Origin of the sequence: Staphylococcus pseudintermedius (assembly GCF_001792775.2) — a bacterium.
GTDB classification, from domain to species: domain Bacteria; phylum Bacillota; class Bacilli; order Staphylococcales; family Staphylococcaceae; genus Staphylococcus; species Staphylococcus pseudintermedius.
The window spans coordinates 12,974-38,345 of sequence record NZ_MLGE02000020.1 but is presented as its reverse complement, the minus strand read 5'-3'; the positions used below and the strand labels follow the sequence as shown (position 1 = coordinate 38,345).

General features: G+C 36.8%; 24 protein-coding genes. 20 read left to right on the top strand and 4 right to left on the bottom strand.

The annotated features are described in order from the left end of the window. On the top strand, positions 1-302 hold a 302-nt coding region (locus BJK46_RS11300), incomplete at its 5' end, for a group II intron maturase-specific domain-containing protein (RefSeq protein WP_277948678.1). Between the two features lie 306 nt (positions 303-608). Here BJK46_RS11300 and BJK46_RS11295 read toward each other — a convergent pair. Then, positions 609-1,154 (bottom strand): cysteine hydrolase family protein, encoded by a 546-nt coding sequence (locus BJK46_RS11295; RefSeq protein WP_014613248.1) that lies wholly within the window; start codon positions 1,152-1,154, stop codon positions 609-611. Positions 1,155-1,335: 181 nt separating this feature from the next. Here BJK46_RS11295 and BJK46_RS11290 point away from each other — a divergent pair, with 181 nt between their 5' ends. The 10 genes from BJK46_RS11290 (at position 1,336) to abc-f (ending at position 11,319) form a co-directional block, all read left to right on the top strand. Continuing rightward, complete coding sequence (locus tag BJK46_RS11290) at positions 1,336-1,764, top strand: sce7726 family protein (RefSeq protein WP_242445279.1); 429 nt, start codon at positions 1,336-1,338, stop codon at positions 1,762-1,764. Between the two features lie 187 nt (positions 1,765-1,951). Next, positions 1,952-2,038, top strand: a complete 87-nt coding sequence (locus BJK46_RS12685) for a cell wall metabolism sensor histidine kinase WalK (RefSeq protein WP_226957617.1) — start codon at positions 1,952-1,954, stop codon at positions 2,036-2,038. A 734-nt stretch (positions 2,039-2,772) separates the two neighbouring features. Further along, positions 2,773-3,525 (top strand): DeoR/GlpR family DNA-binding transcription regulator, encoded by a 753-nt coding sequence (locus BJK46_RS11280; RefSeq protein WP_103263694.1) that lies wholly within the window; start codon positions 2,773-2,775, stop codon positions 3,523-3,525. A 204-nt stretch (positions 3,526-3,729) separates the two neighbouring features. Next, the gene (lacA, locus tag BJK46_RS11275; RefSeq protein WP_103263693.1) at positions 3,730-4,158 is read left to right on the top strand and encodes a galactose-6-phosphate isomerase subunit LacA; all 429 of its coding nucleotides are present in this window, start codon (positions 3,730-3,732) and stop codon (positions 4,156-4,158) included. A 15-nt stretch (positions 4,159-4,173) separates the two neighbouring features. Beyond that, positions 4,174-4,689, top strand: a complete 516-nt coding sequence (gene lacB / locus BJK46_RS11270; protein ID WP_014613254.1) for a galactose-6-phosphate isomerase subunit LacB — start codon at positions 4,174-4,176, stop codon at positions 4,687-4,689. Positions 4,690-4,759: 70 nt separating this feature from the next. Further along, a complete protein-coding gene (gene lacD / locus BJK46_RS11265; RefSeq protein WP_096636655.1) occupies positions 4,760-5,728 on the top strand; it encodes a tagatose-bisphosphate aldolase in 969 nt (322 codons plus the stop codon). Positions 5,729-5,753: 25 nt separating this feature from the next. Beyond that, positions 5,754-6,068: a PTS lactose/cellobiose transporter subunit IIA gene (locus tag BJK46_RS11260; protein ID WP_014613256.1), complete on the top strand. Its 315-nt coding sequence runs from the start codon at positions 5,754-5,756 to the stop codon at positions 6,066-6,068. A 5-nt stretch (positions 6,069-6,073) separates the two neighbouring features. Further along, positions 6,074-7,798 carry a lactose-specific PTS transporter subunit EIIC gene (locus tag BJK46_RS11255; protein WP_063278949.1) on the top strand — a complete coding sequence of 575 codons (1,725 nt, stop codon included), beginning with the start codon at positions 6,074-6,076 and terminating at the stop codon, positions 7,796-7,798. A 17-nt stretch (positions 7,799-7,815) separates the two neighbouring features. Further along, entirely contained in the window at positions 7,816-9,222 is a 1,407-nt protein-coding gene (gene lacG, locus BJK46_RS11250; RefSeq protein ID WP_037542463.1) for a 6-phospho-beta-galactosidase, read from the top strand. A gap of 462 nt (positions 9,223-9,684) precedes the next feature. Continuing rightward, the gene (gene abc-f, locus BJK46_RS11245; protein WP_015729493.1) at positions 9,685-11,319 is read left to right on the top strand and encodes a ribosomal protection-like ABC-F family protein; all 1,635 of its coding nucleotides are present in this window, start codon (positions 9,685-9,687) and stop codon (positions 11,317-11,319) included. Between the two features lie 160 nt (positions 11,320-11,479). Here the strand turns inward: abc-f and BJK46_RS11240 are convergent, their stop codons facing one another. After that, the gene (locus BJK46_RS11240) at positions 11,480-12,469 is read right to left on the bottom strand and encodes an LLM class flavin-dependent oxidoreductase (RefSeq protein WP_037542467.1); all 990 of its coding nucleotides are present in this window, start codon (positions 12,467-12,469) and stop codon (positions 11,480-11,482) included. 101 nt (positions 12,470-12,570) lie between these two features. Between BJK46_RS11240 and BJK46_RS11235 the strand changes: the two genes are divergently transcribed. The 5 genes from BJK46_RS11235 (at position 12,571) to BJK46_RS11215 (ending at position 16,785) form a co-directional block, all read left to right on the top strand. Next, positions 12,571-13,581: a zinc-binding alcohol dehydrogenase family protein gene (locus tag BJK46_RS11235; RefSeq protein WP_020220315.1), complete on the top strand. Its 1,011-nt coding sequence runs from the start codon at positions 12,571-12,573 to the stop codon at positions 13,579-13,581. A gap of 56 nt (positions 13,582-13,637) precedes the next feature. Next, a complete protein-coding gene (locus BJK46_RS11230) occupies positions 13,638-15,158 on the top strand; it encodes a BCCT family transporter (protein WP_065354093.1) in 1,521 nt (506 codons plus the stop codon). A 281-nt stretch (positions 15,159-15,439) separates the two neighbouring features. Next, positions 15,440-15,982 carry an alkaline shock response membrane anchor protein AmaP gene (gene amaP / locus BJK46_RS11225; RefSeq protein ID WP_037542471.1) on the top strand — a complete coding sequence of 181 codons (543 nt, stop codon included), beginning with the start codon at positions 15,440-15,442 and terminating at the stop codon, positions 15,980-15,982. Between the two features lie 12 nt (positions 15,983-15,994). Then, positions 15,995-16,240, top strand: a complete 246-nt coding sequence (locus tag BJK46_RS11220) for a DUF2273 domain-containing protein (protein WP_014613266.1) — start codon at positions 15,995-15,997, stop codon at positions 16,238-16,240. 53 nt (positions 16,241-16,293) lie between these two features. Beyond that, positions 16,294-16,785, top strand: coding sequence for an Asp23/Gls24 family envelope stress response protein (locus BJK46_RS11215; RefSeq protein WP_014613267.1), 492 nt, complete (start codon positions 16,294-16,296; stop codon positions 16,783-16,785). 71 nt (positions 16,786-16,856) lie between these two features. Here BJK46_RS11215 and BJK46_RS11210 read toward each other — a convergent pair whose 3' ends face one another. Beyond that, the gene (locus tag BJK46_RS11210) at positions 16,857-18,002 is read right to left on the bottom strand and encodes an MFS transporter (RefSeq protein WP_037542474.1); all 1,146 of its coding nucleotides are present in this window, start codon (positions 18,000-18,002) and stop codon (positions 16,857-16,859) included. Between the two features lie 111 nt (positions 18,003-18,113). Further along, positions 18,114-20,081 carry an IucA/IucC family protein gene (locus BJK46_RS11205; RefSeq protein WP_103263452.1) on the bottom strand — a complete coding sequence of 656 codons (1,968 nt, stop codon included), beginning with the start codon at positions 20,079-20,081 and terminating at the stop codon, positions 18,114-18,116. 100 nt (positions 20,082-20,181) lie between these two features. On the opposite strand from BJK46_RS11205, the gene BJK46_RS11200 reads away from it, so the two are divergent. From BJK46_RS11200 to BJK46_RS11185, 4 genes are all read left to right on the top strand, one after another. Then, positions 20,182-21,366 (top strand): MFS transporter, encoded by a 1,185-nt coding sequence (locus BJK46_RS11200; protein ID WP_065520400.1) that lies wholly within the window; start codon positions 20,182-20,184, stop codon positions 21,364-21,366. Further along, on the top strand, positions 21,350-23,113 hold the full coding sequence (locus BJK46_RS11195) for an IucA/IucC family protein (RefSeq protein WP_099986742.1): 1,764 nt from the start codon (positions 21,350-21,352) through the stop codon (positions 23,111-23,113). The genes BJK46_RS11200 and BJK46_RS11195 overlap by 17 nt, the downstream gene beginning before the upstream one ends. Before the next feature lie 3 nt (positions 23,114-23,116). Next, positions 23,117-24,193 (top strand): alanine racemase, encoded by a 1,077-nt coding sequence (locus tag BJK46_RS11190; protein ID WP_015729484.1) that lies wholly within the window; start codon positions 23,117-23,119, stop codon positions 24,191-24,193. A 69-nt stretch (positions 24,194-24,262) separates the two neighbouring features. Beyond that, positions 24,263-25,252 (top strand): ABC transporter substrate-binding protein, encoded by a 990-nt coding sequence (locus BJK46_RS11185; RefSeq protein WP_014613273.1) that lies wholly within the window; start codon positions 24,263-24,265, stop codon positions 25,250-25,252. The last annotated feature ends 120 nt before the right edge of the window (positions 25,253-25,372 follow it).

Here is a 25,372-nt window from a genome sequence, read left to right as displayed (position 1 = left end):
GGATAAATTACTTTGGTAGAGGTTTTATCAGAGTATTTCTTGAAACCACACAATCTTGGTTAAACCGCCGACTTAGACAACTCATTCTTAAACGGTGGAAAAGAGTTAGAACGAAATATAAGATGTTGCGTCAATATGGTCTTGACCATAGAAGTACAATGAAAATCGCACAGTCTCGCAAGAAATACTGGCGGTTATCAAACACGCACGAGGTTCATCGTGCACTTACAACAAAACAACTCTACAAGTGGGGATTAATACCATTAGCCCAGCTTGCAGAGTTGGCTTACGCAAGATATTGAACCGCCGAGTACGGAACCGTACGCTCGGTGGTGTGAGAGGACGAGTAGTCAATTAATGGCTATTCTCCTACTCGATTTGTTGAAAGTCAGATGACTCATAGTGATGTATTGCAGAATAGGTGGGGCATAAAGCGAATGTTATTAATCACTGAAATGACCGGGCGAATTGAAAAATAACAAATGCTGTATGATAAATGGCAGCAATAACTGTAAGATAAAAGAAAGCCTGCTAAATTGTACATGACGTTATGAATGAGTTTGTCATCATGCCTATACACCAATAGTAGTCAAAGAATATAGAATGAATTATGCTTTTATCCAATCGTCAGTAGACATTACCGTTGAAAAATTACTTAATGACGAAATAAATGCGTTTTGTACATCATTTGCTTGAACATTGTTTTCATTAAATGTTAAATTGCGGGTCGCTGTCGCATCATGAATCAACACAGGATTGTAACCTAATTCAGCGGCAGCTCTTGTTGTAGAATCGACACACATATGCGTCATCATACCAGTAATGACGAGTGTATCCACCTCTAGCTGATCAAGTGTGGCTTGAAGTTTTGTTTGAAAGAAACTGTTTGGAAAATGCTTTTCAATGATGACGCTATCAGCTTGCAATGATAATTCAGAGTGTAATGCCACCCCATCTGTTCCTTTTTCAAAAAATGCAGGATTTGGCTGTGTATTGATATGTTGAATATAAATGATAGGTAAATTTTTCGATTTAAAGTTATGCTCGAGTTGTTGAATATGATGAAGGGCCTTTTCGGGTTCATGTAAAACCATTTTTCCTCCACTGAAATAATCATTCTGAACATCAATAATAAGTAAACCATATTTTGTCATAACTCAAACCTCCTTAGTTTATACTATTTAGCATAAACGAGATGGGGACAATGTTAAAGTGATTGAGAAGCGGAAAGTCAATCACTATTAACGGTAAGACCCTATGCACATATCATGTATAATAGGTTTACGAATAGACTTGAGAAGGTTTGACCTGGTGATGATGGAAAGCGGTGTGACGATGGCAAAAATCAATATTTTAAATAAAGTGTTTTCTAAAAATGTATTAAGAGAATTGATACGTGAAGGCGAAAGTGACCTACTGAATAAAGCTTATTACCAAATTTTTAATGACGATGCCCATCATCTCAATAATCATAAAAAAATAGAACAACTGTATGCTGTATTAAAAAAGAATTATCGGAATGAATATTTTTTTAAAAACACGATGTTAAACAAATTACTTCTAGGTAAGCACGCTTTGAATAAGACTGTTGCTATGACAGAATTGCCTATAAAGCGCTCAAAAGCAGATTTTATATTAATCAATGGTAAGGCGATTGTATATGAAATAAAGACAAAACTTGACGCTTTACAAAGATTGAACAATCAAATTATGGATTATTATACAGTGTTTGACCATGTCGAAATCATTGTAGACGAAGCATAAAAAAGCAGTTGAAATACAAAGGCTTTGTTCAATCAATGACATATAACAGTAAAATAGGCATTTTAAAAGAGGGTATCGTAAATAAAAGTATGAATATATCTAGTTTTTTATGCTTTACTTACTTTAGGGAATCGTGCAACATTTGTGGCAGTTTATTGGATTATTGGGGGGATCAATCAAAGAAGAAATGACACATGTTTCCCATGATTTTAGAACACCACTTACTACGATCAAAAGATATGTGCATCTCTTAGAACAAGAAAGTAACTCGTGAAAAGATGAAAGGAATTATTTCGATATTATTAATCAAAAAATTGTTGTATTGAACCAACAAGTTGAAACATTTTATAATTTAACACTCATAGAATCAAAAGACTATTCAGTGGATTGAAATTATCAGCCTCTGTCTAAAGCGTTAGATCATGTATTGATTTCTTATTATACAAATTTTGAAGAGAGGTCAATCACATTACAAGCATTTCACATTTCAAATGATATTATTTTAAATTGATGAAGCACTCAGAAAACGTATTTTAGAAAACATACTCTCAAATACTTTGAAATTCAGAAAAAAGCTATGCCGAATTGAGAACAGCAATACATGATGAAAATTTACGGCTTATTATTTCAAGAGATTTTTATCCTGGCAACAAGATAGATATCAATCAAATATTTGATAGAACGTATATCTCACAGTTAAGTCGCAAAGACAGTGTAGGGTTAGGGCAATATATTGTACAATTATTGATGAAATTGCAACATGCTCATGACCAGGCAAAATACGAAAATGTATAATTCATTATTATGGTTGATTTTGTTAGGCTGTAAATATAGATTTGTTGTTTCAAGTTTAAATGAATCGAACAGAAATGTGTTTGATTATGTTTGAAATATCATTTTTGTGTGAATTTCAAACATTTTATAGTAACATGTTGAATATATATGTTTGCATTGTTAAATATAACTTAAGATAAGTATTAAAAACGTTAATATAAAGGTGTGAAATGTTTGAACAAATATGAACGACTAGATGAGATAGCACGTCGAGTAAACGAAAAAGGGACAATACGTATTACGGATATTGTGGAAGACTTGAATGTGTCCGATATGACTGTAAGACGGGATTTAATCGAATTAGAGGAACAAGGGATATTGACGAAAATACATGGGGGTGCCAGAAGTAATAAAGCTTCTCAATATAAAGAGATGTCTCACCGTGAAAAACATACCCAAAAAAGTGAAGAAAAGTTAGAAATTGCTAAAAAAGCGGCAAAGTTGATTGAAGATGGAAATGTTATTTTTCTAGGTCCTGGTACAACAGTTGAAATGTTAGCGAAAGAAATCGATAATCAACGCCTATCTATCGTGACTAATTGTTTGCCTGTTTTTCAAATTCTAGAACATAAGCGTTCAGAACAATTTTCTGTGTATTTAATCGGTGGTTCAAAAAGACAGTTAACAGAATCATTTGTTGGTGATATGGCCAATACATTGTTAGAAAAAATGCGCTTCTCAAAAATATTTTTTAGTGCAAATGGGATTAAAGGGAATGATGTGATGACGTCATCTTATGAGGAAGCCTATACACAAAACTTAGCTATTAAGCACTCAAATGAAAAATATATTTTAGCTGATGATTCAAAAATAGGCAAAGAGGATTTTGTATCATTTTGTGAATTGAAAGATTTAACTGCGATTGTAACGAATACTTTGAACAATGATCAGTTGCAGTATTTACAAAAGTTTATTGAGATTATTTAATAATGAATTAATGAAAAGGACTACGACAACCCCATGTCTTAGTTCTCTTTTTTTGTTTATAAATGATTAAAAATGTTTATATTTGATTGAAAGTAAACAAATAATGTTGAATTTTTGTTTAGATAGTTGTATGATTTAACTGTAAAACAATGAAAGCGTTTGAAAATTGATGGATTTAGCTTTTATTTCGAAAGGATGATTATTGTGAAAGTGATTATTGGTGCAGATCAATATGGTTTAAGTTTAAAAGAACATATAAAAACTTTTTTACTTCAACACCAATATGAGGTTTTAGATGTCACAAGCGAAGAATTAGAAGATTTCGTAGATGTTACCGTTGCTGTTGCTAAAGAAGTACAACAAAATGATGAAAATTTAGGTGTTGTTATTGATGCATATGGCGTTGGAAGCTTCATGGTCGCAACAAAAATTAAAGGAATGATAGCAGCAGAGGTGTCAGACGAACGTTCGTCCTATATGACGAGAAGCCATAATAACTCGAAAATGATTACAATGGGTGCAGCATTGGTAGGGCAAACTTTAGCTGAAAACATTGTGAAAGGCTTTATCGAAGGTCACTATGATGGTGGACGTCACCAAATTCGTGTAGACATGTTAAATAAAATGGGATAAGAGGAGGAGCATGAGATGAAGATTGCAATTGGTTCGGATCATATTGTAACAGATACGAAAATGGAAGTATCACAATTTTTAAAATCATTGGGTCACGAGGTGCTTGATTGTGGTACGTATGATTTTGCACGAACACATTATCCAATTTTTGGAAAAAAAGTGGGAGAAGCTGTCACAAGTGGAGAAGCAGATTTAGGGATATGTATTTGTGGTACAGGAGTGGGAATCAATAACGCTGTCAATAAAGTGCCAGGTGTGCGTTCTGCATTGGTTCGTGATATGTCATCAGCTATCTATGCTAAGGAAGAACTAAATGCAAATGTCATAGGCTTTGGTGGCAAAATTATTGGCGAGTTATTACTTTGTGATATAGTCGAAGCCTTTATTAATGCTGAATATCACCCTACCGCAGAAAATAAAAGGTTGATAGAAAAAATAGCGCAAGTTGAGTCGGAAAATGAAAATCAAAAAGAAGATTCCTTTTTTGATGAGTTTTTAGAAAAGTGGGACAACGGAGAATATCACGATTAACTTATCTAAATCATTAAAGTATATTTGCAGATTTGAGTGTATTGATTTTATTAAATGTAGAGGTGTAAAAATGAGTAACAAACAAGAATTATTAGCACGCTTAAGTGACGAGAATGGAATCATTTCAGCATTGGCTTTTGACCAACGTGGCGCATTAAAACGTATGATGGCACAATTTCAAGCATCTGAACCCGAAGTTAGAGATATAGAACAATTAAAAAAATTAGTTTCAGAGGAGCTCACACCTTATGCGTCTTCTATTTTATTAGATCCGGAATATGGTTTGCCTGCAACACAAGTAAGACATAGCTCGACAGGTTTATTATTAGCATATGAAAAAACGGGATATGACGTGAATGCTAAAGGACGTTTACCTGACTGCTTAGTTGATTGGTCGGCCAAACGTATTAAGGAAGCAGGCGCACAAGCTGTCAAATTCTTGCTCTATTATGATGTCGATGATGAAGCATATATCAATGATCAAAAAGAGGCATATATCGAGAGAATTGGTTCAGAATGTAAGGCAGAAGAGATACCGTTCTTTTTAGAAATTCTAGCATATGATGATTCAATAAAAGATAACAAAAGTAAGGAATACGCAAAGGTAAAACCAAGAAAAGTTATTGAAGCGATGCGCGTATTTTCAAATGAACGTTTTGGAGTGGATGTTTTAAAAGTGGAAGTACCTGTAGATATGAACTATGTCGAAGGGTTCAGTCAAGGTGAATTTGTGTACACGCGTGAAGAAGCAGCAGCGTATTTCAAGCAACAAGATGAAGCAACACACTTACCGTATATTTATTTAAGTGCCGGTGTTTCTGCCCGATTATTCCAAGAAACATTAAAATTTGCACACGAGGCTGGAGCGCAGTTTAATGGTGTGTTATGTGGACGAGCAACATGGTCTGGTGCAGTGAAAGCATATATAGAAAACGGTGAGGAGGCAGCAAGAGAATGGCTGCGCACTGAAGGTTATCACAATATAAATGAACTAAATCATGTGCTAAAAGAAACAGCTGTTTCATACAAAAGCAAATAATTAACAAACGGTGGAGGTAATGAGGATGAACAGAGAAGAAGTTGCAATGTTAGGATTTGAAATTGTGGCATACGCTGGAGATGCACGCTCAAAATATTTAGAAGCATTATCAGCAGCACAAGTTGGCGATTATGATAAAGCTGAACAACTGATTGAAGAAGGTAATCAATGTATTGTGGATGCGCACAAAGCACAAACGAGTTTATTACAAAAAGAAGCGATGGGTGATGATATTGCTTACAGCGTAACCATGATGCATGGACAAGATCACTTAATGACAACCATTTTATTAAAAGACATGTTAAAACATATCATCGAATTGTACAAACGAGGGAGCTGACATCTATGAACAAACTGATTGGGTTTATTGAAAAAGGGAAACCGTTTTTTGAAAAACTTTCTCGTAATATTTATTTAAGAGCGATTCGTGACGGTTTTATCTCAGCTATGCCAATTATTTTATTTTCAAGTATTTTCTTATTGATTGCTTATGTACCGAATATATTTGATTTCAAGTGGAGTAAAGAGACCGAAGCACTCATTATGAAGCCATACCATTATTCAATGGGAATTGTAGGGTTATTTGTTGCGGGAACAACAGCTAAAGCGCTAACGGATTCATATAATCGTAAATTAGAAAGAACAAATCAAATCAACTTTATCTCGACGATGCTGGCTTCGATGAGTGGTTTCTTATTTCTAGCTTCGAATACACTTGAAGCAGGAGGATTTGCAAATGCTTTCATGGGAACGAAAGGCTTACTAACAGCATTTTTATCTGCCTTTATTACTGTGATGATTTATAACATTTGTATTAAAAATAATATTACAATCAAAATGCCTAAAGAAGTGCCCCCAAATATTTCACAAGTGTTTAAAGATTTAATTCCATTCAGCCTTGTTATTTTAACTTTGTATGGATTGGATATCCTTTCAAGATCAGTGAATAAAACAAATGTCGCTGAATCAATTTTAAAGGTTTTTGAACCATTATTTACCGCAGCAGATGGCTATGTGGGTATTACAATTATATTTGGTGCTTTTGCGTTTTTCTGGTTTGTTGGTATTCACGGTCCTTCTATCGTGGAGCCTGCTATTGCAGCCATTACTTATGCCAATATCGAAACAAACTTTAAATTACTACACGCTGGTGAACATGCAGATAAAATTTTAACACCAGGTACACAAATGTTTATCGTAACTATGGGGGGCACTGGTGCGACATTAGTAGTCCCGTTTATATTTATGTGGCTGTCTAAATCAAAACGTAATAAAGCAATTGGGCGTGCCTCAGTTGTACCTACATTTTTCGGTGTAAATGAACCTATTTTATTTGGTGCACCCATCGTATTAAATCCTATATTCTTTATACCATTTATCATGGCACCCATTATTAATGTGTGGATTTTTAAGTTTTTTGTTGATGTCATTGGTATGAATAGTTTTAGTGTGTTCTTACCTTGGACGACTCCAGGTCCATTAGGAATCGTGATGGGGACAGGATTTGGTGTGTGGTCATTTGTTTTAGCAATGACTTTAATCGTTGTTGATACTTTCATTTACTATCCATTCTTCAAAGTCTATGATAATCAAATTTTAGATGATGAGTTGAAAGGTATTGACAGTACGAACGAATTACATGCAAAAGTGGGAGAAAACTTTAATACGTCAAAAGCAGATGCTATTTTAAATGCGTCTACAAATCAATCCGTCGCTGATATGACTCAAGAAGCAAACAGTTCAAACCCTATTACTAAACCTATTAATGTACTTGTACTATGTGCTGGAGGAGGAACAAGTGGTTTACTAGCCAACGCTTTAAACCAAGCTGCTACGGAGTACGAAGCACCTGTTAAAGCTGCTGCAGATAGTTATGGCGCACATATGGATATTATGAAGGATTTCGATCTCGTCATTTTAGCCCCACAAGTTGCTTCAAACTATCAAGATATTAAACAAGATACAGATAGGCTCGGAATAAAGCTTGTTAAGACACAAGGTGGGGAATACATTAGCCTTACTCGTGATGGCCAAGCAGCTTTGAAATTTGTGCAAGATCATTTTAGATAAAAGGAGATCAAAATCTAATGAAAAAGTTACCAGAAGACTTTATTTTTGGTGGTGCTACAGCAGCATATCAAGCTGAAGGTGCGACAAATATAGATGGTAAAGGTAGAGTAGCGTGGGATACTTATTTAGAAAAAAATTATTGGTACACAGCCGAACCAGCTAGCGACTTTTATCATCGCTATCCTGTTGACTTAGAGTTAAGTGAAAAATTTGGTGTGAATGGAATACGAATATCAATCGCATGGTCACGTATTTTTCCTAAGGGCTACGGAGAGGTTAATCCTAAAGGTGTAGATTATTATCATCGTCTTTTTAAAGAATGCATGAAAAGGAACGTTGAACCTTTCGTAACATTACATCATTTTGATACACCAGAAGCTTTACATTCTAATGGTGACTTCTTAAACAGAGAGAATATTCAACATTTTGTTGATTATGCTGAATTTTGTTTTAACGAGTTTAAAGAAGTGAATTATTGGACAACATTCAATGAAATCGGACCTATTGGGGATGGTCAGTATCTTGTAGGGAAATTCCCACCCGGTATTCAATATCATTTTGAAAAAGTGTTTCAATCGCATCACAATATGATGGTTGCACATGCAAAAGCAGTTGCTTTATTTAAGGAACAAGGTCATCAAGGTGAAATCGGTGTTGTTCATGCCTTGCCTACAAAATATCCTTTTAACCCGGACGATCCTGAAGATGTTCGCGCGGCTGAATTAGAAGATATTATCCATAATAAGTTTATATTAGACGCAACGTATTTAGGGCATTACTCTAAAGAAACGATGGATGGCGTTAACCACATTTTGAGTATTAACGGTGGGGCACTGGATTTAAGGCCAGAAGATTTTGAAATACTAGAAGTTGCCAAAGACTTAAATGATTTCTTAGGAATTAACTATTATATGAGTGATTGGATGCGTAGTTTTGAAGGTGAAAGTGAAATTACGCATAATTCTAAAGGTGACAAAGGCGGTTCAAAATACCAACTGAAAGGGATTGGGCAACGTGAATTTGATGTAGATGTCCCTAGAACAGATTGGGATTGGATGATTTATCCTCAAGGTTTGTATGATCAAATTATGCGTGTAAAAAAAGATTATCCTAATTACAAAAAAATTTATATTACAGAAAATGGATTAGGTTATAAAGACGAATTTATTAATGATACAGTTCAAGACGATGCGCGTATTGATTATGTCAAACAACATTTAGAAGTGATTGCAGATGCGATTGAGGATGGAGCTAATGTAAAGGGTTATTTCATTTGGTCATTAATGGACGTGTTCTCATGGTCCAATGGCTATGAAAAACGTTATGGTTTATTCTATGTTGACTTTGAAACACAGCAACGCTATCCGAAAAAGAGTGCATATTGGTATAAGAAACTCGCAGAAACACGAATCATTGAATCATAGTATGAAAAACCGAGACTTTTAAACGGGTCTTGGTTTTTTGATGCATTTTACCATTATCAAAGTAATCATTCTGAACGTCTATAATCGTTAAACCTTGTTTTAACATTAGGGGAGTTTCTCTCCTTTAAAAAATTTAGTATAGTGAAAATTAAATCGCTATTTTAATCTATTTCTATCATCATAGCAATCAAATAAGGTTGGAGCTAAAAATCTGACTGAGTTAAAATAAGTATAAGTGATTTGAATCACAAGTGAAACTAGGCTACAATTAGATTTATCATTATATGAACGGAGGTGTCGGTATGTTTTTAGAAGATGTAAAGCGTGTAAGATTTGTCCATATTATACGTGGAAAATTTGCGCTTTTTGTTAAAAATTGGTGTAGTCTGTCTAATTTTAAACAAATACATCTTCTAGAGGAATACTGACACAATTTCCTCTAGTGATATGGAGGAATAAAAAATGAATATCGTCAATGTGAGTCAACTCACGAAATCGTATAATGGAAATAAGGTCTTTGATCATATTAAGTTTGAAGTGAATCAAAATGACCGAATTGGTTTAATAGGGCGAAATGGTGAAGGGAAAACGACTTTATTTAAATTAATAGCCAAAAAAGAGCAGGCAGATGAAGGCTTTATTAGTATTGCTAAGGATGTGAAAGTAGGTCTCCTAGCACAAATCCCAAATCTACCACCCGATGCTATTGTAATAAACCAGCTTTATCAAGCCTTCGATACTTTGAATGGTATCGAACAACGAATGAGACAGTTGGAAATTAAGATGGTTGAAGGGGCGGATGACATCAATCAAATTTTAAAGCAATATGACCGATTGCAAAATGAATTTGAGACTTTAGGGGGTTACGACAGAGATTACAAAATTGATATTGTGCTCAACGGTTTAAAAATTGCACACCTTAAAACGCAGCAATGGTCCAATTTATCCGGAGGAATGCAGACAAAAGTGGGTTTAGCGATGTTGTTACTTCAATCACCAGAATTGTTACTGCTTGATGAACCTACGAATCATTTAGATATAGAAAGTATTGAATGGCTAACAAAGTTTATCCAACAATATAAAGGTGCCGTGATGGTAATTTCACATGATCGTTACTTTCTAGATGAAACGGTCACTCAAATATTAGAAATTGATCAACAGCAGTTATATGTATATCCCGGTCATTATTCAAATTTTGTCATTGAAAAAGAGAAGCGTATTTTAAACGAATTTAAAGCATATCAAACCCAGCAGAAGAAAATTCAAAAAATGAAAGCCCAAATTAAGCAATTAAAAATTTGGGCGAACCAGGCAAAGCCACCAAATGCGTCGATGCATCGTCGTGCTAAAAGCATGGAGAAAGCACTGGCGCGTATCGAAGTCAAACCTAAACCCAGACTAGCATACAATAAAATGAAATTAGATATTGCCCAATCGGAAAGTGCTTCAAAAGATATTTTTGTGTTAAAAGATGTCGCTAAAATGTATGATGATATCCTATTTGAAGGGGTTAATATGAAAATTAGACGCCGTGATAAAGTGGCCATTGTAGGTGCAAATGGAACAGGTAAAAGCACGCTGTTAAAATTGTTGTTAAGAGAGATTGTGCCTGACGAAGGTCATGTTCAAATTGCTGAAACAAACCGCATTGGTTATTTGGCGCAACATCAATTTAATACTGGAGAGATGTCAGTACTTGAGGCTTTTAGACAATATGCACATGTGTCAGAAGGAGAAGCCAGAAACCATCTGGCAAAATATCTTTTTTATGGGTATGATGTCTATAAAAAAGTAAAAGATTTAAGTGGTGGTGAAAAGATGCGATTAAGATGGGCGCAAATGATTTCTCAACAATTCAATGTGCTTATACTTGATGAGCCGACAAATCATTTAGATATTGATGCCAAAGAAGCATTGGAAGAAGCTTTAGAGGATTTTGATGGCACTGTTATTGCTGTTTCACACGATCGATATTTTTTGGATAAGCACTTTTCAAAAACGTACTGGATTGACAATAAACAGCTGCATTATTATCCGGGTCATTACAGTTATGCGAAACAAAAAAGATATTCAGAAGCGAGACAGAAAACTAATTGATGGTGCTGTTTTGCTCATCCTTCCCAAGTTAAAGCGCATCTGATAGTCATGATAGATTTCAATGGAAAATCAACAAATTATTGAAAAATGAAAAAAGGTAATGTGTTCTTTAGCGTTAAAAGCTTATCGCTATGAGAAGCATTACCTTTTTATTTAGGTTTCACCAATACTTTGCAATGAGTGCTAAACAATGTTTTCTATTCTCCTCACCATAGAGTTGAGGAAATAATAAAAGTTCATCAGCATCAAAAGTACGCTGCAATTCGTGGAGTTCATGCGCTACGGTTTCTCCGTCACCACTGATGATACGAGGCGCGTTTTCGGCGCGTTTTTCAAGTTCACGTACACTCCAGTTTTTCTGTTGTATCGTTTCTGGACTTAAAAGTGTTTTCGGCTGTTTTAAATAATGAATGCGTTGCAACCAGTAATGCAGACTGTCTTCTAATTGTGCACGGATTTGACTATTCTCATGTGCTAAGACGAAAGTAGAGACGATGAGATAAGGTTGCCCCTCAGGATGATAGTGTTGAAATTGTTTTCGATAACGTTGAATAATACGTTGTTTTTCTATCGTTTTTTGTCCGAACGCCCCAAATACAAAAACAGCACCTAATTGTGCGGCTCGTTCTGCGCTGTTTTCACTCGTGCCTAAGATGCAAAATTGCGGTTGCGTTTCAATGACGGGCATTGCTTTTAAATGCTGAAAACGATGTGGGGTCGAGCTGTCATTATTAAAATATTTTGTTAAGTCCATCAATTGCTGATCAAAGTCTGTTAAAGTTTGTTTGTCTTCATTCAATGCTTGAGACACATTTTGAAAACTAGGTGATTTTCCAAGTGCAATATCGACACGTCCAGGATGGCGTGCCTCTAGCATTTTAAAAGTTTCAGCTACTTTATATGGACTGTAATGTGGCAACATAATACCCCCGGCGCCAACATGAATGCGTGAAGTTTGTTCTAAAATCATCGTTGCTAAAATTTCAGGTGCTGTTGATGCGACAGAATGAACTTCATGGTGCTCAGCTAGCCAATAGCGGTGAAAGTTCAGATTTTCAGCATAACGCGCGAGATCAACACTATGATTAAGTGCATCTTGCGGTGTGCGGTCTTCAAAGATAGGACTATAATCTAAAATGCTGAGTTGCATATAAGACTTCCTTTCAAAGCGTGTTATACTACAATTATCAAGCAAAATAAGCATAAACACGAGTACAATGCTTAAAAATAAATAGAAAGCAGGGGAAATCTATGGAAGCAATTATTGCAACTCAACCGTTCCAATTAGCAGAAGGTCAAAAGTTTGAAAAAGTATCGCGTGAGCTCCCAACACCAGAGGCGCATGATATTTTAATCAAAGTGTACGCAACAGGGATCAATCCGGTTGATACGAAAATGCGGCAAGCCCCGTTAAATGCTGAGGCACGTGTCCTAGGTTTTGATGCGGCAGGTGTGGTTGAAGCGGTCGGCGATGCGGTTACGGATTTCAAACCGGGTGACCGAGTATATTATTCAGGATCGAATCAACGAGATGGCTCAAATCAGACGTATCAGCTCGTGAATGAAAATTATTTAGCGCATATGCCGAAAACATTGTCATTCGCTGAAGCGGCGGCGTTACCTTTAACAGCGATTACGGCTTACGAAACATTGTTCGATGTATTCAACATTTCTCCAAATCCTCAACAGAACCAAGGCAAGACGTTGTTCATCATTAACGGTGCGGGCGGTGTTGGAAGTATCGCCACGCAAATAGCGAAAACGTATGGTTTGACGGTGGTCACTACGGCATCTCGTCCAGAAACAAATGCTTGGTCTAAAAAGATGGGGGCAGATGTTGTGTTAAATCATAAAGAAGATTTAGCTAAACAATTTGATGATCAAAACTTGTCACGTCCCAATTACATTTTCTGTACATATGATACAGACCACTATTACGATGTGATGATTGACTTAGTACAGCCTAGAGGTCATATTGCGACGATTGTTGCGTTTAATAAGAATCAAGATTTGAATGCTTTGAAACAGAAAAGCATTACGTTTACGCATGAATTTATGTTTGCGCGTGCAATTCATGGTGTCGACGAAGGGATGTATCGCAAATATTTAGAAGATGTAACTGCAAAAGTCGATGCAGGTCAATATCAAACGACTTTAAATTCAGTCTTAACAGGTTTAACGCCGGAAAATGTATTGAAAGCGCATGAAATGATGGAAGCACAATCGCATATCGGCAAACTTGTCATTGAAATTGTTGAATAAATTGCACAGAAGAGGGAATATGACTGTTAACTAACGATTAAGGGGAAGTTAAAGTCATGAAACAAACAAAGAAAAAGAAACATGTGAGTCTCGTGTTTTGGATATCGTTACTGTTATGTAGTTTATTCGTCCTAGTTGGCGCAATTTTTCCAAAACAGATGGAAGAAACGACGCAATCGATCACTACTTGGATTGGCCAAAATTTTAGTTGGTACTATTTATTATTGTTATTGGCTATTTTCTTGATTTGCGTTTATTTACTTTTTTCGAGATACAGTCAGATTACATTAGGTGAAGAAGGGGAAGAGCCGGAATTTTCATTAAAATCATGGTTTGCGATGTTGTTTAGTGCAGGAATGGGGATTGGTTTAGTATTTTGGACGACAGCTGAACCTATTTCACATGCCTACACGGCGACACCTATTCATCAAGCTGGAACGCAAGCGGCTATTGATGACAGTTTACAATTCGCCTTTTTTCATTGGGGCATTCATGCATGGGCGGTCTACGCGATCGTTGCGTTGGCGTTTGCATATTTCAACTTTCATAAAGGCTATCCTGGATTAGTGAGTGCGACGTTAACACCGCTGTTTGGTGAAAAACAGATGCAAGGACCGCTTGGCAAATTGTTAGACATACTTGCGGTTATTGCGACAGTAACAGGTGTATCGGCAACATTAGGTTTCGGTGCGCTTCAAATTAGTGAAGGTTTAAATTTCTTATTTAATATTCCAGCCAACTTCACAACACAAATTTTGATCATCATTATGGCGACGGCGTTATTTATTTGGTCGACATGGTCTGGACTAAGTAAAGGAATTAAAATGTTAAGTAATATTAACATGATTCTTGCTTTTATCGTGCTCGTAGTTGTTTTTATCATTGGGCCGACGCTTTACATATTAAACATGTTTACGAATAGTTTAGGTCATTACATTGCACACTTTTTCGATATGAGTTTACGTTTAACGATTAACAATCCAGAAAAGTCACAATGGATTCAAAACTGGACGGTCTTTTATTGGGCATGGTGGATTTCATGGGCACCATTTGTAGGTATTTTCATCGCGCGTGTTTCAAGAGGGCGAACGATTAAAGAATTTATCATAGGTGTGTTATTCGTACCATCACTCGTCTGTTTCATTTTCTTTGCAGTATTTGGCGCATCAGCTATTTATTTACAGGATAATGGTATTGCGAATATTGCGGGTGAAGCGATTGAGACAGCCACGTTTGCGACGTTGGAACATTTTCCACTTGGCTTCGTCATGAGTATTGTCACACTCGTGGTCGTGATGATTTTCTTCGTGACATCAGCAGATTCAGCGACTTATGTGCTCGGTATGCTCAGTACAAATGGTGACAATTATCCAGGCAGTTGGGTGAAAGTCAGTTGGGGCATCATGCTCGCACTTTTTGCATTCATTATGTTACTGACAGGTGGAACGCAAGCTATTCAAAATTTATTAATTATTGCGGCGCTCCCTTTCTCATTTGTGATTATCTTTATGATTTGGTCATTATTCAAAGCCCTTGCAGCAGAGCGACCACGATTAAGTAAAAGAAATGATCACTAAACATTAAGAAGTGAAATTGTTAGATAACAGTTTCACTTCTTTTTTCAATGGTATCTAATTCTTAAAAAATGACGTGCAATTGATTGACTGCGATTCAATGATAACGATATCTTTTTCAATATTTATTTTAAGCAAAAAAATGTAAACATAATTATATCGAAAAAACTTAGATACAAAATAACAAATAAATTTTTTGGAAATATGACAAAAATTTAGTTTTTCTGTTAAAAATGAGGGTATATACCTGATGTAAACAATTGAATAGGAGGTGGCATTTGATTATGACACGAATCAAAAATTTTATTCTTGGCTTGTTGATAGTCATTATCGTAGGTTTCTTGTTATTTATGTATATTGATTATCAGCCAATCAAAGAGTATCAAGATTACTTTTATCAGTTTAATTGGTTCCAACCCTTATTAATTGGTCTAGCTGGATTACTTATTCTTATCGGTTTGATTTTATTCTTAAGAGCTTTCAAACCCACATATCGTAAACCGGGGCTTTATAAAGATTATTCAGACGGCCATATTTATATTTCACGTAAGTCTATCGAAAACACGGTTTATGATACGCTTTCGAAATATGATGAGGTTCGTCAACCGAACGTCGTATCAAAACTTTATAACAAGAAAAAGAGCAGTTTCATTGATATTACAACAGATTTTATTGTTCCATCAGAATCGGCGAATGTTCCATCACTCGTTGAACAAGTAAGATTAGACATTAAAGAGAGCGTTGAACGTTTCTCAGAATTGCATGTCAAATCAGTTAAAGTCAATGTCCGTGACCAAAAAAGAGACAATGGTCCACGAGTCGTGTAAAGGAGGGGTCCTATGTCTAATGAAAATCGAAACGGTCAAAGTGAGCGAGATTCAGTAGAGCAATTTGCGAAGATATTACAAAGCTATAAATGGCGTATCATTGGGTTTTTCTTCTTCCTCATTATTGCCATCTTGTTTTTAACACTTGGCTTTTGGAAAACGATTTTAATCATCGTATTATGTTTAATCGGTATTGGTGTGGGGTATATTAAAGACCGTACACAAGATTTCTTAAATTTACTTAATCGGTTAAGTTAATTCAATAATCATGGAAAAAGAAAAATAAAATAAATAATAAAGGAGTTTTTGAAATGACAGTTGAAAATAATAAAGTAAAAGAAAGTTACAATAGAGAAACAGGCGTGAATGAAAAAGAAAGACAACAACGTGAAGATAATCAAGGACAACAATTTTCAAATAGCTTAACTTTCTCTGATGAAGTTGTAGAAAAAATTGCAGGGATTGCAGCACGTGAAGTTCGTGGTATTTTAGATATGAAAGGCGGCTTTGTGGATAGCATTAGCGGTTCATTCTCAGGTGGCAACAATGTGACACAAGGTGTATCTGCTGAAGTTGGCGAAAAACAAGCAGCAATCGACTTGAAAGTTATTTTAGAATATGGTGAATCTGCGCCGAAAATCTTCCGTAAAGTAACAGAATTAATTAAAGAACAAGTGAAACACATTACTGGTTTAGACGTGGTTGAAGTTAACATGCAAGTGGATGACGTGATGACACGTAAAGAATGGCAACAAAAGCATGAGAAAAACAAAGATCAAAACGAGAACAAAGGTTTACAATAAGATATAAAAAAGGGAGGTATACGCTGGAATATGGCGTATACCTCCCTTTTTTATATCTTTGTTAATCAAGTCTAAGCGACGCGTTTTTTCTTCAACATCACGATAATGATAAAGCCGATGAAGCCAATACCGGCAGCGAAATAAATCGTCGCATGTAAATCGATATGTGACACGATTAAACCACCAAGTAAGGCACCAAAACCGATACCCGCATTCAACGCAGACATGTTCCAACTCATCACTTGACTGTTATCCCCTTCTACTTGATCAATGAGCCCGGATTGTACCGCTGGATTGGTACTCCACTGAATAATATGCCAAATGAATAAAGCAATCAGTAAAATAGTAGATGCTGTCCAAAGTTGATTTAAAACGAGCATGACGATGACAAAGGCCCCACCACTCACTAACAGCCATGTTTTAAATGACAGTTTATCTGTAAAGAACCCCCCCATGGATGTCCCCAGCATGCCCGCGATACCGATTATGAGTAGGGCGAGAGAGACAAATTGGATGTTATGTCCGCCAGATAAAATGAGTGGATTAATGTAAATATAAGCCACTGAATTTGCTGTTAATAATATAAAAGTAATCGATAGGAGTTTTGTCACTTCTCCTTTGTCTAAAATTCGGCTAGTATGATTTTGCGTAGTCTGTAGGGATGATTTTACTTCTTTTGGCAAATAAATCGTGAGCAGTACGCCTGCAATCAATCCGACTAAGATGATGAGCCCGAATGTAAAACGCCATCCTGCCCAATCGCCAATTAATGTACCAATCGGAACACCGAATACGTTGGATGCACTAAACCCTGTATACACAATGCCTAACATTTTACCACGGTTTTCAGGTCGCGCTAATACGACAGTTGTGGAAAGTATTTTAACGACGATCAATGCAGCGGCTGCTGACGAAATGATACGACCGATAATTAAAATCGTAAAGTTAGGGGAGAGTGCAATCATCAAATTTCCTATTACGAAAAAGGCAATCGCTGATAGTAACACACTTTTAGGTGAATATTTTTCGGTAAGTTTCACTAAAATAGGACCTGTTAAAGCAAAAGTAAAAGCATAAATCGTCACGAGTTGACCGATCCATGCTTCTGATATATTTAAATCTGCACTCATCAGATTCATAATGCCAGCGACAACCATTTCAACCATTCCTACGATAAAAATACTTAACATAAACGTTAAGGTACGCATGATTGTCATAGTTATTCTCCTCAAATGTAATTTTTGTCTATAAGTTATTTTAATACAATTACATAGGATAAGAAATACTTTTGACTCAATCTTTAGTAGAAATATGTTATTGTGCTACTTTTAAATCAATGATTTTGAAAGTGGATTGTCGACTTTAATATATGTGTATTCATGTGCTTCATCCATTAACCGCATCGTTGTCACACATTTATAATCAATCTTTTCATTAAAGAATACGTTTTGCATGTGGGCTAAACGTTCTGGATTAATGTCAGCGGCTTCAAGCTTGTCAAAACATTGTTTGATTTGTTGACGAACGATAGACCATAACGTGTTTTCGAGTGCAACATCATCATAAAAGCGTGAGAGCACTGCGACGAGTTCACCGAGATGATTTTGAATCGTTGAGTAAAAGGCTTTGTTGAACACAGATGTTTGACTCTTCGTCAGTATTCGTGATTTTTCATGGAAATGAGACGTATCATAGCCCATTTGTGCTAACTGTTCTGCATCGATGCGTAAGCCTTCAAAGTCACGGATGAGCATATGTGAAAAGGCGCCAGTACTTGGTTCAAATACAGCAATCGTGTTTTGTAAATGTGCTTCTAATGCGATACCGTATTTCACTAATAGTGGCACGACGTAATCAATGAGTGAAGCGGCGTATGTTTTAAACCACTGTGCACGTACGTCGATGTCTGTTGTGGTGTCATTTGTTTGCCTAAAACGTTCAACCAATTCGACGATAAGTGGACGCGCTGTTTCTGGATGTGTGACGACTAGACTTGATGGAATAACTGGCAGGCGCTCACTGTCAATCATGTCATAAATATTTTGTCTAAATAGCGTGCCTAACTGTTCGCTACGTCGTTCTTGTTCATCAGGGTGACTGTCTTTCGGTTGATAAAAATGAGCGCCGGCAATTTCTGGTACTGGTGAAGTTGAGACGTTGTTGAAAAGTGCATCTCGTGCTGAAATGTCGGTTAAAATGTTGGTCATTAAAGGTCCGTTATGCGTCGTCTGTTCTGACAGAGTACGGATCTCGCCAGTAATGTGCACATTAGTTGAAAGCTTGATATGGGGTGAAACGTCAGGCTTTTTAGGCATTAATGTGCGAAAAGACAATCCTGCATAATATGATTTTGTATAATCTAACGGGATGATTGCTTTTGTATCAAGTTCGTGTTGGTATTCTGTGCGAATAATATGTTCATATTGCCACGGATGAACGATCAAAGGCATATAATCTTCTAGTGGCGCATCCGAACCTATCGCTTGTAACGCAACTGACTTCAACCCGTCAAATGCATGATAGACCGCTTCTGCATATGTGCCATGTTGTGCCATTGTACGTGCGACATCATGATGAACAAGTATGAACTGCATCAGCATCGCGTGTTGATATTCTGAGGAGTAATCAATGGTTTCTTGTGCGGACATGCCTTTACGTAATTTTGCACCAGGATGTAACGGATGCCCTTCAACAACGAGTTGCTCAGAAGTTAAGTAAGGATCATCCTGTGCTTCTATATAATCAAGTAATGATGGCGCGTCTTTTAATGGATGTTGTGCTTGGTAACTCAGCGCCAGAGCCATATGTGCGGCACTATTCTCCATATCATCACGAAACTGTTCTGCGGCTGCTCCTTGATAGCGTGTGTCTTCATTAATGATGACATCAAGTACTTCGTTAGGATGCAATACGCGACGGTCCTCTCCATCTGCTGTTCTCCAATAAAACGGTCCTGTCACATCAACACGGTTAAATGCGTGATGACTGATGACACGGGCATACAACGTGAGCTGACCATATGTAAAGTGAATCATAAGTAGTTCGCCGGATGGAATAGCAGAGTGCGCTAACTGTTCTGCTTGTATAAACGTGCTATGGGTATAACTTCCAACCAAGTTTTCACGATACAGTGATGCCATCAGTCGTGCAGTGATTTTGTCACGACCTACTAAAACGTGGCGTTTAAATTGTGTAGCCCAGTTCGAATCAAATTGGAGAACTGCTTGATAATTTTCCATTTCATCTTTTGTAAAGTCTTTCTCCATCATACTCAGATGATTTTGTTCCGTTTTCATGACGACACCTCATTCATTTTATTTTACAAATACGAAAAGGATTCGTATAATCCATAATATCGGAAATGAGAATCATTATCAATTAAAGAAGGTGAATATTTTGGCAAAATGGTTTTTTCCGAGTACCTTTTTACTATTTTTAGGGAATTGGATTGGTCAGATTGCACTCAACTGGTATGCTTATCAACTCAATGAAAACCCAATGGACCTTGCACTCATCAACTTCTTTAGACTTGCACCGATTTTCATTTTAAGTTTATGGGCAGGCAGTATTGCTGATCGTTACCGTCGTTCAACGCTGATTAAAATGACTGTGACCAGTTCGATGGTCATTACAGGTACTTTAACGGTATGTGTATTGTTCATGAATGACATACCCATGTTTTATTTATACATATATGCCTGTTTGCGCGGTTGTATGAGTGCCATTGAAACACCGGTGAGACAAGCTGTGCTACCCGACATCTCCGAAAGACTTTCTGTTTCTAAAGCTGTTTCATATCATTCCTTTTTGTTAAATGTTTGTCGCTCAATCGGACCTGCTGTGGCGGGCTTTATCATTGCAGTGTATGATGTGCCGATTGCATTTGTCGTACAAACGATTTGTTATGCACTTGCACTCGTTTCAAGCCTTCCGTTAAAATTGGCAGTCGTTAAACCTGTTAAAAACAAGCAATTTTCAATAGCTGTCGCGATGCAATATTTTAAACTGCATTTGCAAGGGAGAAGAATTTTTATGACGTCGCTACTCATCATGGCGATGGGTTATTCTTATACCACAATGTTACCGATTTTAACAGACGAGGTATATCCTAATAGCGCATCGGTATTTGGTACAGCGATGACAGTGAGTGCAATAGGTGGTATATTAGCAACGCTCACGATTCCTTATGTACTACAAAAATTTTCAACTGACAATTGTTATTATCTCAGTTCGATACTGTTTGGTATTGCGTTACTTTTATTATACCCCCTTGGCGAAATAGGCTTATTTTTAATGATCTTTTTCGTTGGGCTCTTTGGTCAGTTTGCACGAACGACGAATCGCATTTACTTTCAAAATGATGTTGAACAAGAGAGTAGAGGTAAAATTTTAAGCGTCATTATGATGGATAGAGGGATGATTCCACTTGGCGCAATGTTGCTCAGTTATTTTACAGAGTTGATTGGTATTACGACGACCTTTTTAGTTATGGGTGGCGCGACGACCATCATTGCAATTTTAGGCTTTTTAACAAATTTTAAGATGAATGGAGGCAAGACAGTTCATGACACTCACGCATAAACTGAATGCAGATCAAAATATTCAATATCGGATTCTCATCGCATGTATGAAAGAACAATTATTTCCTGAAAAAACACAACTTCAATTCAAACAAAATCAAGTCATGATTCAATATCATCAACATGTGTTAGCAGTTCAATATGAGACGATAAGTACGTTATACCAACTCGAATTGAGCGGTCCTATTGTTTATCGTGTTGGCACGGAGGACGTCACGATTGAAACAGTAGAACAATTGATAGAGATTTTAGGCACGCATTTTGGCATAACGTTTCACGATCAATTGGTTGAAGAGTTGCTACATAGTCGTCTCGGTCTTGAACTGAGCTATCAACAGCTGCGTCAACGTGAACGTGTGATGCGGCATTCGTTAAAATTTTCACGCATGCCAGACACGCTGAACTTTATTGCATGGTTAAATCATATGAATGGTGATGAATTATTTTCAGTACTTGGTTACACGGAAGGTATGGTTTGGGAAGGGCACCCGTCACATCCATTAACGAAAACGAAATTGCCACTCAATGCAGAAGAAATTCAACAATATGCGCCAGAATTTATGAAAACCATTCCATTAAAAATGGTACTCGTACGTAAAGCGTTATTAAAAAGTACAACAATGACTGGTGAAGAGGATTTCGTATTGAGAAAGATGTTCCCAGATAAAGAAAGTCAATTAAGACAATGGATGCAAACATATGAGGGGACGTTGGATGATTATCGGATTATGCTCGTTCATCCATGGCAATATACTAATGTGATTACGACGCGGTTTAAAACCATGATTGCGCAACACGACGTTATTCCAACCCCATTTACAGTAGATTCGAAAGCGACATTATCATTTAGAACGATGCGCTTATTGCATTACCCATATCATGTGAAATTGCCTGTTAACGTTCAAGCAACGAGTGCTGTGCGTACTGTTTCGACTGTGACGACGGTCGATGGTCCTAAACTCAGTTATCAATTACAAGACATGTTAGACATTTATCCGACCTTGACTGTTGCAAGTGAACCGTATGGCGCGCATATTGATGTGGAAGCAGATTTGGCACGTCAGTTTGCGATGATTGTGCGTCATTCTCCTGAAGTGCATACACATGACTATACGCAACTTGTGACAGCTGTTCTGACGCAAGTAAATCCTGTCGATGGCCAAGTCGTCGTCGATAGTTTGATTGAGTATCTATACGGGGACATGAATGGGGAAACGATACAGCAGTTTATGCGTCAATACATGGAAGCACTGATTCCGCCACTCATTGCGTATATTCAACAATACGGTATCGCGTTAGAAGCACATCAACAAAATACAATTCTGCAAATGGATAAAGAAAATGAGACACTGTCCTTTATTGTACGTGACTTAGGAGGTTCGCGGATTTATCCTGAAACATTAAAACAAACGGTCCCTGATTTTGAAATTACGAACGACAGCTTAGTGAGTGATAAGATTGAAGCAGTCATCGCAAAGTTTCAGCATGCAGTTATTCAAAATCAACTCGGTACTTTGATTCATCATTTCCATCATAAACATCAAATTGACGAAGCGACATTGTATACTATCGCAGCAGCAGAAATCGAGGCATCCATTGATCCAACACGTCCACATGCAGATGCGCTAAAACGTATTTTATTCGGTGAGAAGATGACCGTTAAAGCGTTACTTAATATGAGAATGGAACAAAAAGTAAAACAATACGTGCAAATAGACATAAAAAATCCTTTAGAAAGAGAGCTGTAGTTTATGCCTCAAATACACATTAATCTGAGTAAAATTAAATATAATGCGATGGTTTTACAGCACATGCTTGCAGAACAAGGGATACGTATGATTCCAGTGACGAAGTGTATGGGTGGCGATCCCAAAGTGCGTCAACAGTTTCGTGAAATGGGTTTTAACACTTTGGCTGAATCACGGTTAACAGCGATGATGACGAATGAACAACATCCCACTGAACACGATATGATGATTAAAGGGGCACTGCCAAATGAAATCCACGATGTTGTTCGCTATAGTCAAATCAGCATCCAAACAGAACTGGAGACGATTCGCGCGCTCAGTGACGAAGCGGTTGCACAAGGCGTAAAACATCATATTTATTTAATGGTCGATTGGAAAGACGGGCGAGAAGGTGCACTCACATATGAAGTTGTGCCACTCATTAAAGAAATTATTCGCTTAAAAGGGGTCTATTTAAAGGGACTGTCATTTAACTTCATGTGTTTCCGTCAAATTCCACCGACTGAAGAAGATATTGTGTATATCAATTATTTTATAGAATCAGTTGAACGAGACACAGGCGTGAAATTCAAGACGATTTCAGGTGGGAATTCGAGCATGTTGACACTAGCAATGTATGCGGATCTCGGACGTATTAATGAATTACGAATCGGTGAAGCACTATTTAGAGGCTATGAGACGGCTTATAACATGCGCTTGCCGTATTTATTTGATAATGCAGTGACATTAAGTGGGCGTATTTTAGAGATTAAACCGCGCTTAAACCTTGAAACACGTCAATCTTATATGCAAGCTTTAGTCGATATTGGACAGCTCGACACCGTTATTGCTGGTATTCAACCTGTAGATCATCAGCTTAAAATTGTCGGTCACTCTAGCGATACACTCATGATGAATCTAGGACTTGCAGATTATTATCAACTTGGCGACAAGATTGAGTTCCACTTAGATTATAGCGCGCTCGCACATAGCATGCATATGCAACATATTCCGAGAAGTTATGAAGAAGATTTGGGCATTGAGCAATTGGTAAGGGGATTTGTCGATATCAAAAAGAATAATTTTATCAAACAGTATTGACATTGAGAATCGTTATCAACTATTATTAAAATGTATTTGAAAAACATAGTTCAAAGGAGTGGCAGAATAGTGAAAACAAAGAAATGGTGGGGGATTGTCGCCCTAATTGCTGTAATGATCATTGTTGCAGCTTGTGGCAATGTAAGTGATACTGACAAGTCAAAAGAGAAGTCAGAAGGTACAAAAAGTGTTGAAATTAAGCACGACGGTGGCACAACTAAAATTGACAAAGAGCCTAAAAGAGTTGTCGCTTTAGAATATTCATTTGTGGATGCTTTAGTCGCATTAGGTGTGAAACCAGTGGGGATCGCGGATGATGGTAAAAAATCAAACCTTATCGATCCACTACGCGATAAAGTGGGCGATTACAAATCAGTAGGTGCACGTAAACAACCTAACTTAGAAGTCATCAGTGAACTTAAACCTGATTTAATTATTGCGGATAATAACCGTCATAAAGGGAACTATGAGCAATTAAGTAAAATCGCACCAACTATTTTATTACCAAGTCTAGATTCTGACTACAAAGACAATATCGAAGCGTTCAAAACAATCGCCAAAGCATTATCTAAAGAAGATCAAGCTGACAAACGATTAAAAGAACATGAAGAAAAAATTGATAAGTACACGAAACAAGTTACAATGGATAAAGACAAAAAAGTTTTACCAGCTGTAATTTCTCAATCAGGTTTTTTAGCACACTCTGACAAATCATATGTTGGTCAATTTTTGCGTGACCTTGGTTTCAAAGAAGCATTAACTAAAGAAGTTGCAGATCAATTACCTGAATACTTAAACGCACCATACTTAAATATGAACTCAGAACAATTAGCTGAAGTGAACCCTGAGCGTATGTTTATTATGGTGAATGGCGAAAATGATCCATATTACGCTAAAATGAAAAAAGACCCAGTTTGGAGTCAAATCGAAGCGGTTAAAAATAATCGCGTTCATGTTGTTGATCGTCAAACATGGGCAAAATCAAGAGGATTAATCTCTTCAGAAGAAATTGCAAAAGAACTTGTTGAAATTTCTAAAAAGGAAAGCAACGACAAGTAGGAGTTCGATAGGGATAGAAAAATTAACGCATTAAGTGAGTTCGTTCAATGTACGATTCTAGTGAGTTTACGTGCATGATAGATGAACGGGCTAAAATGTAAGTATCCCAAGCTCATGTCA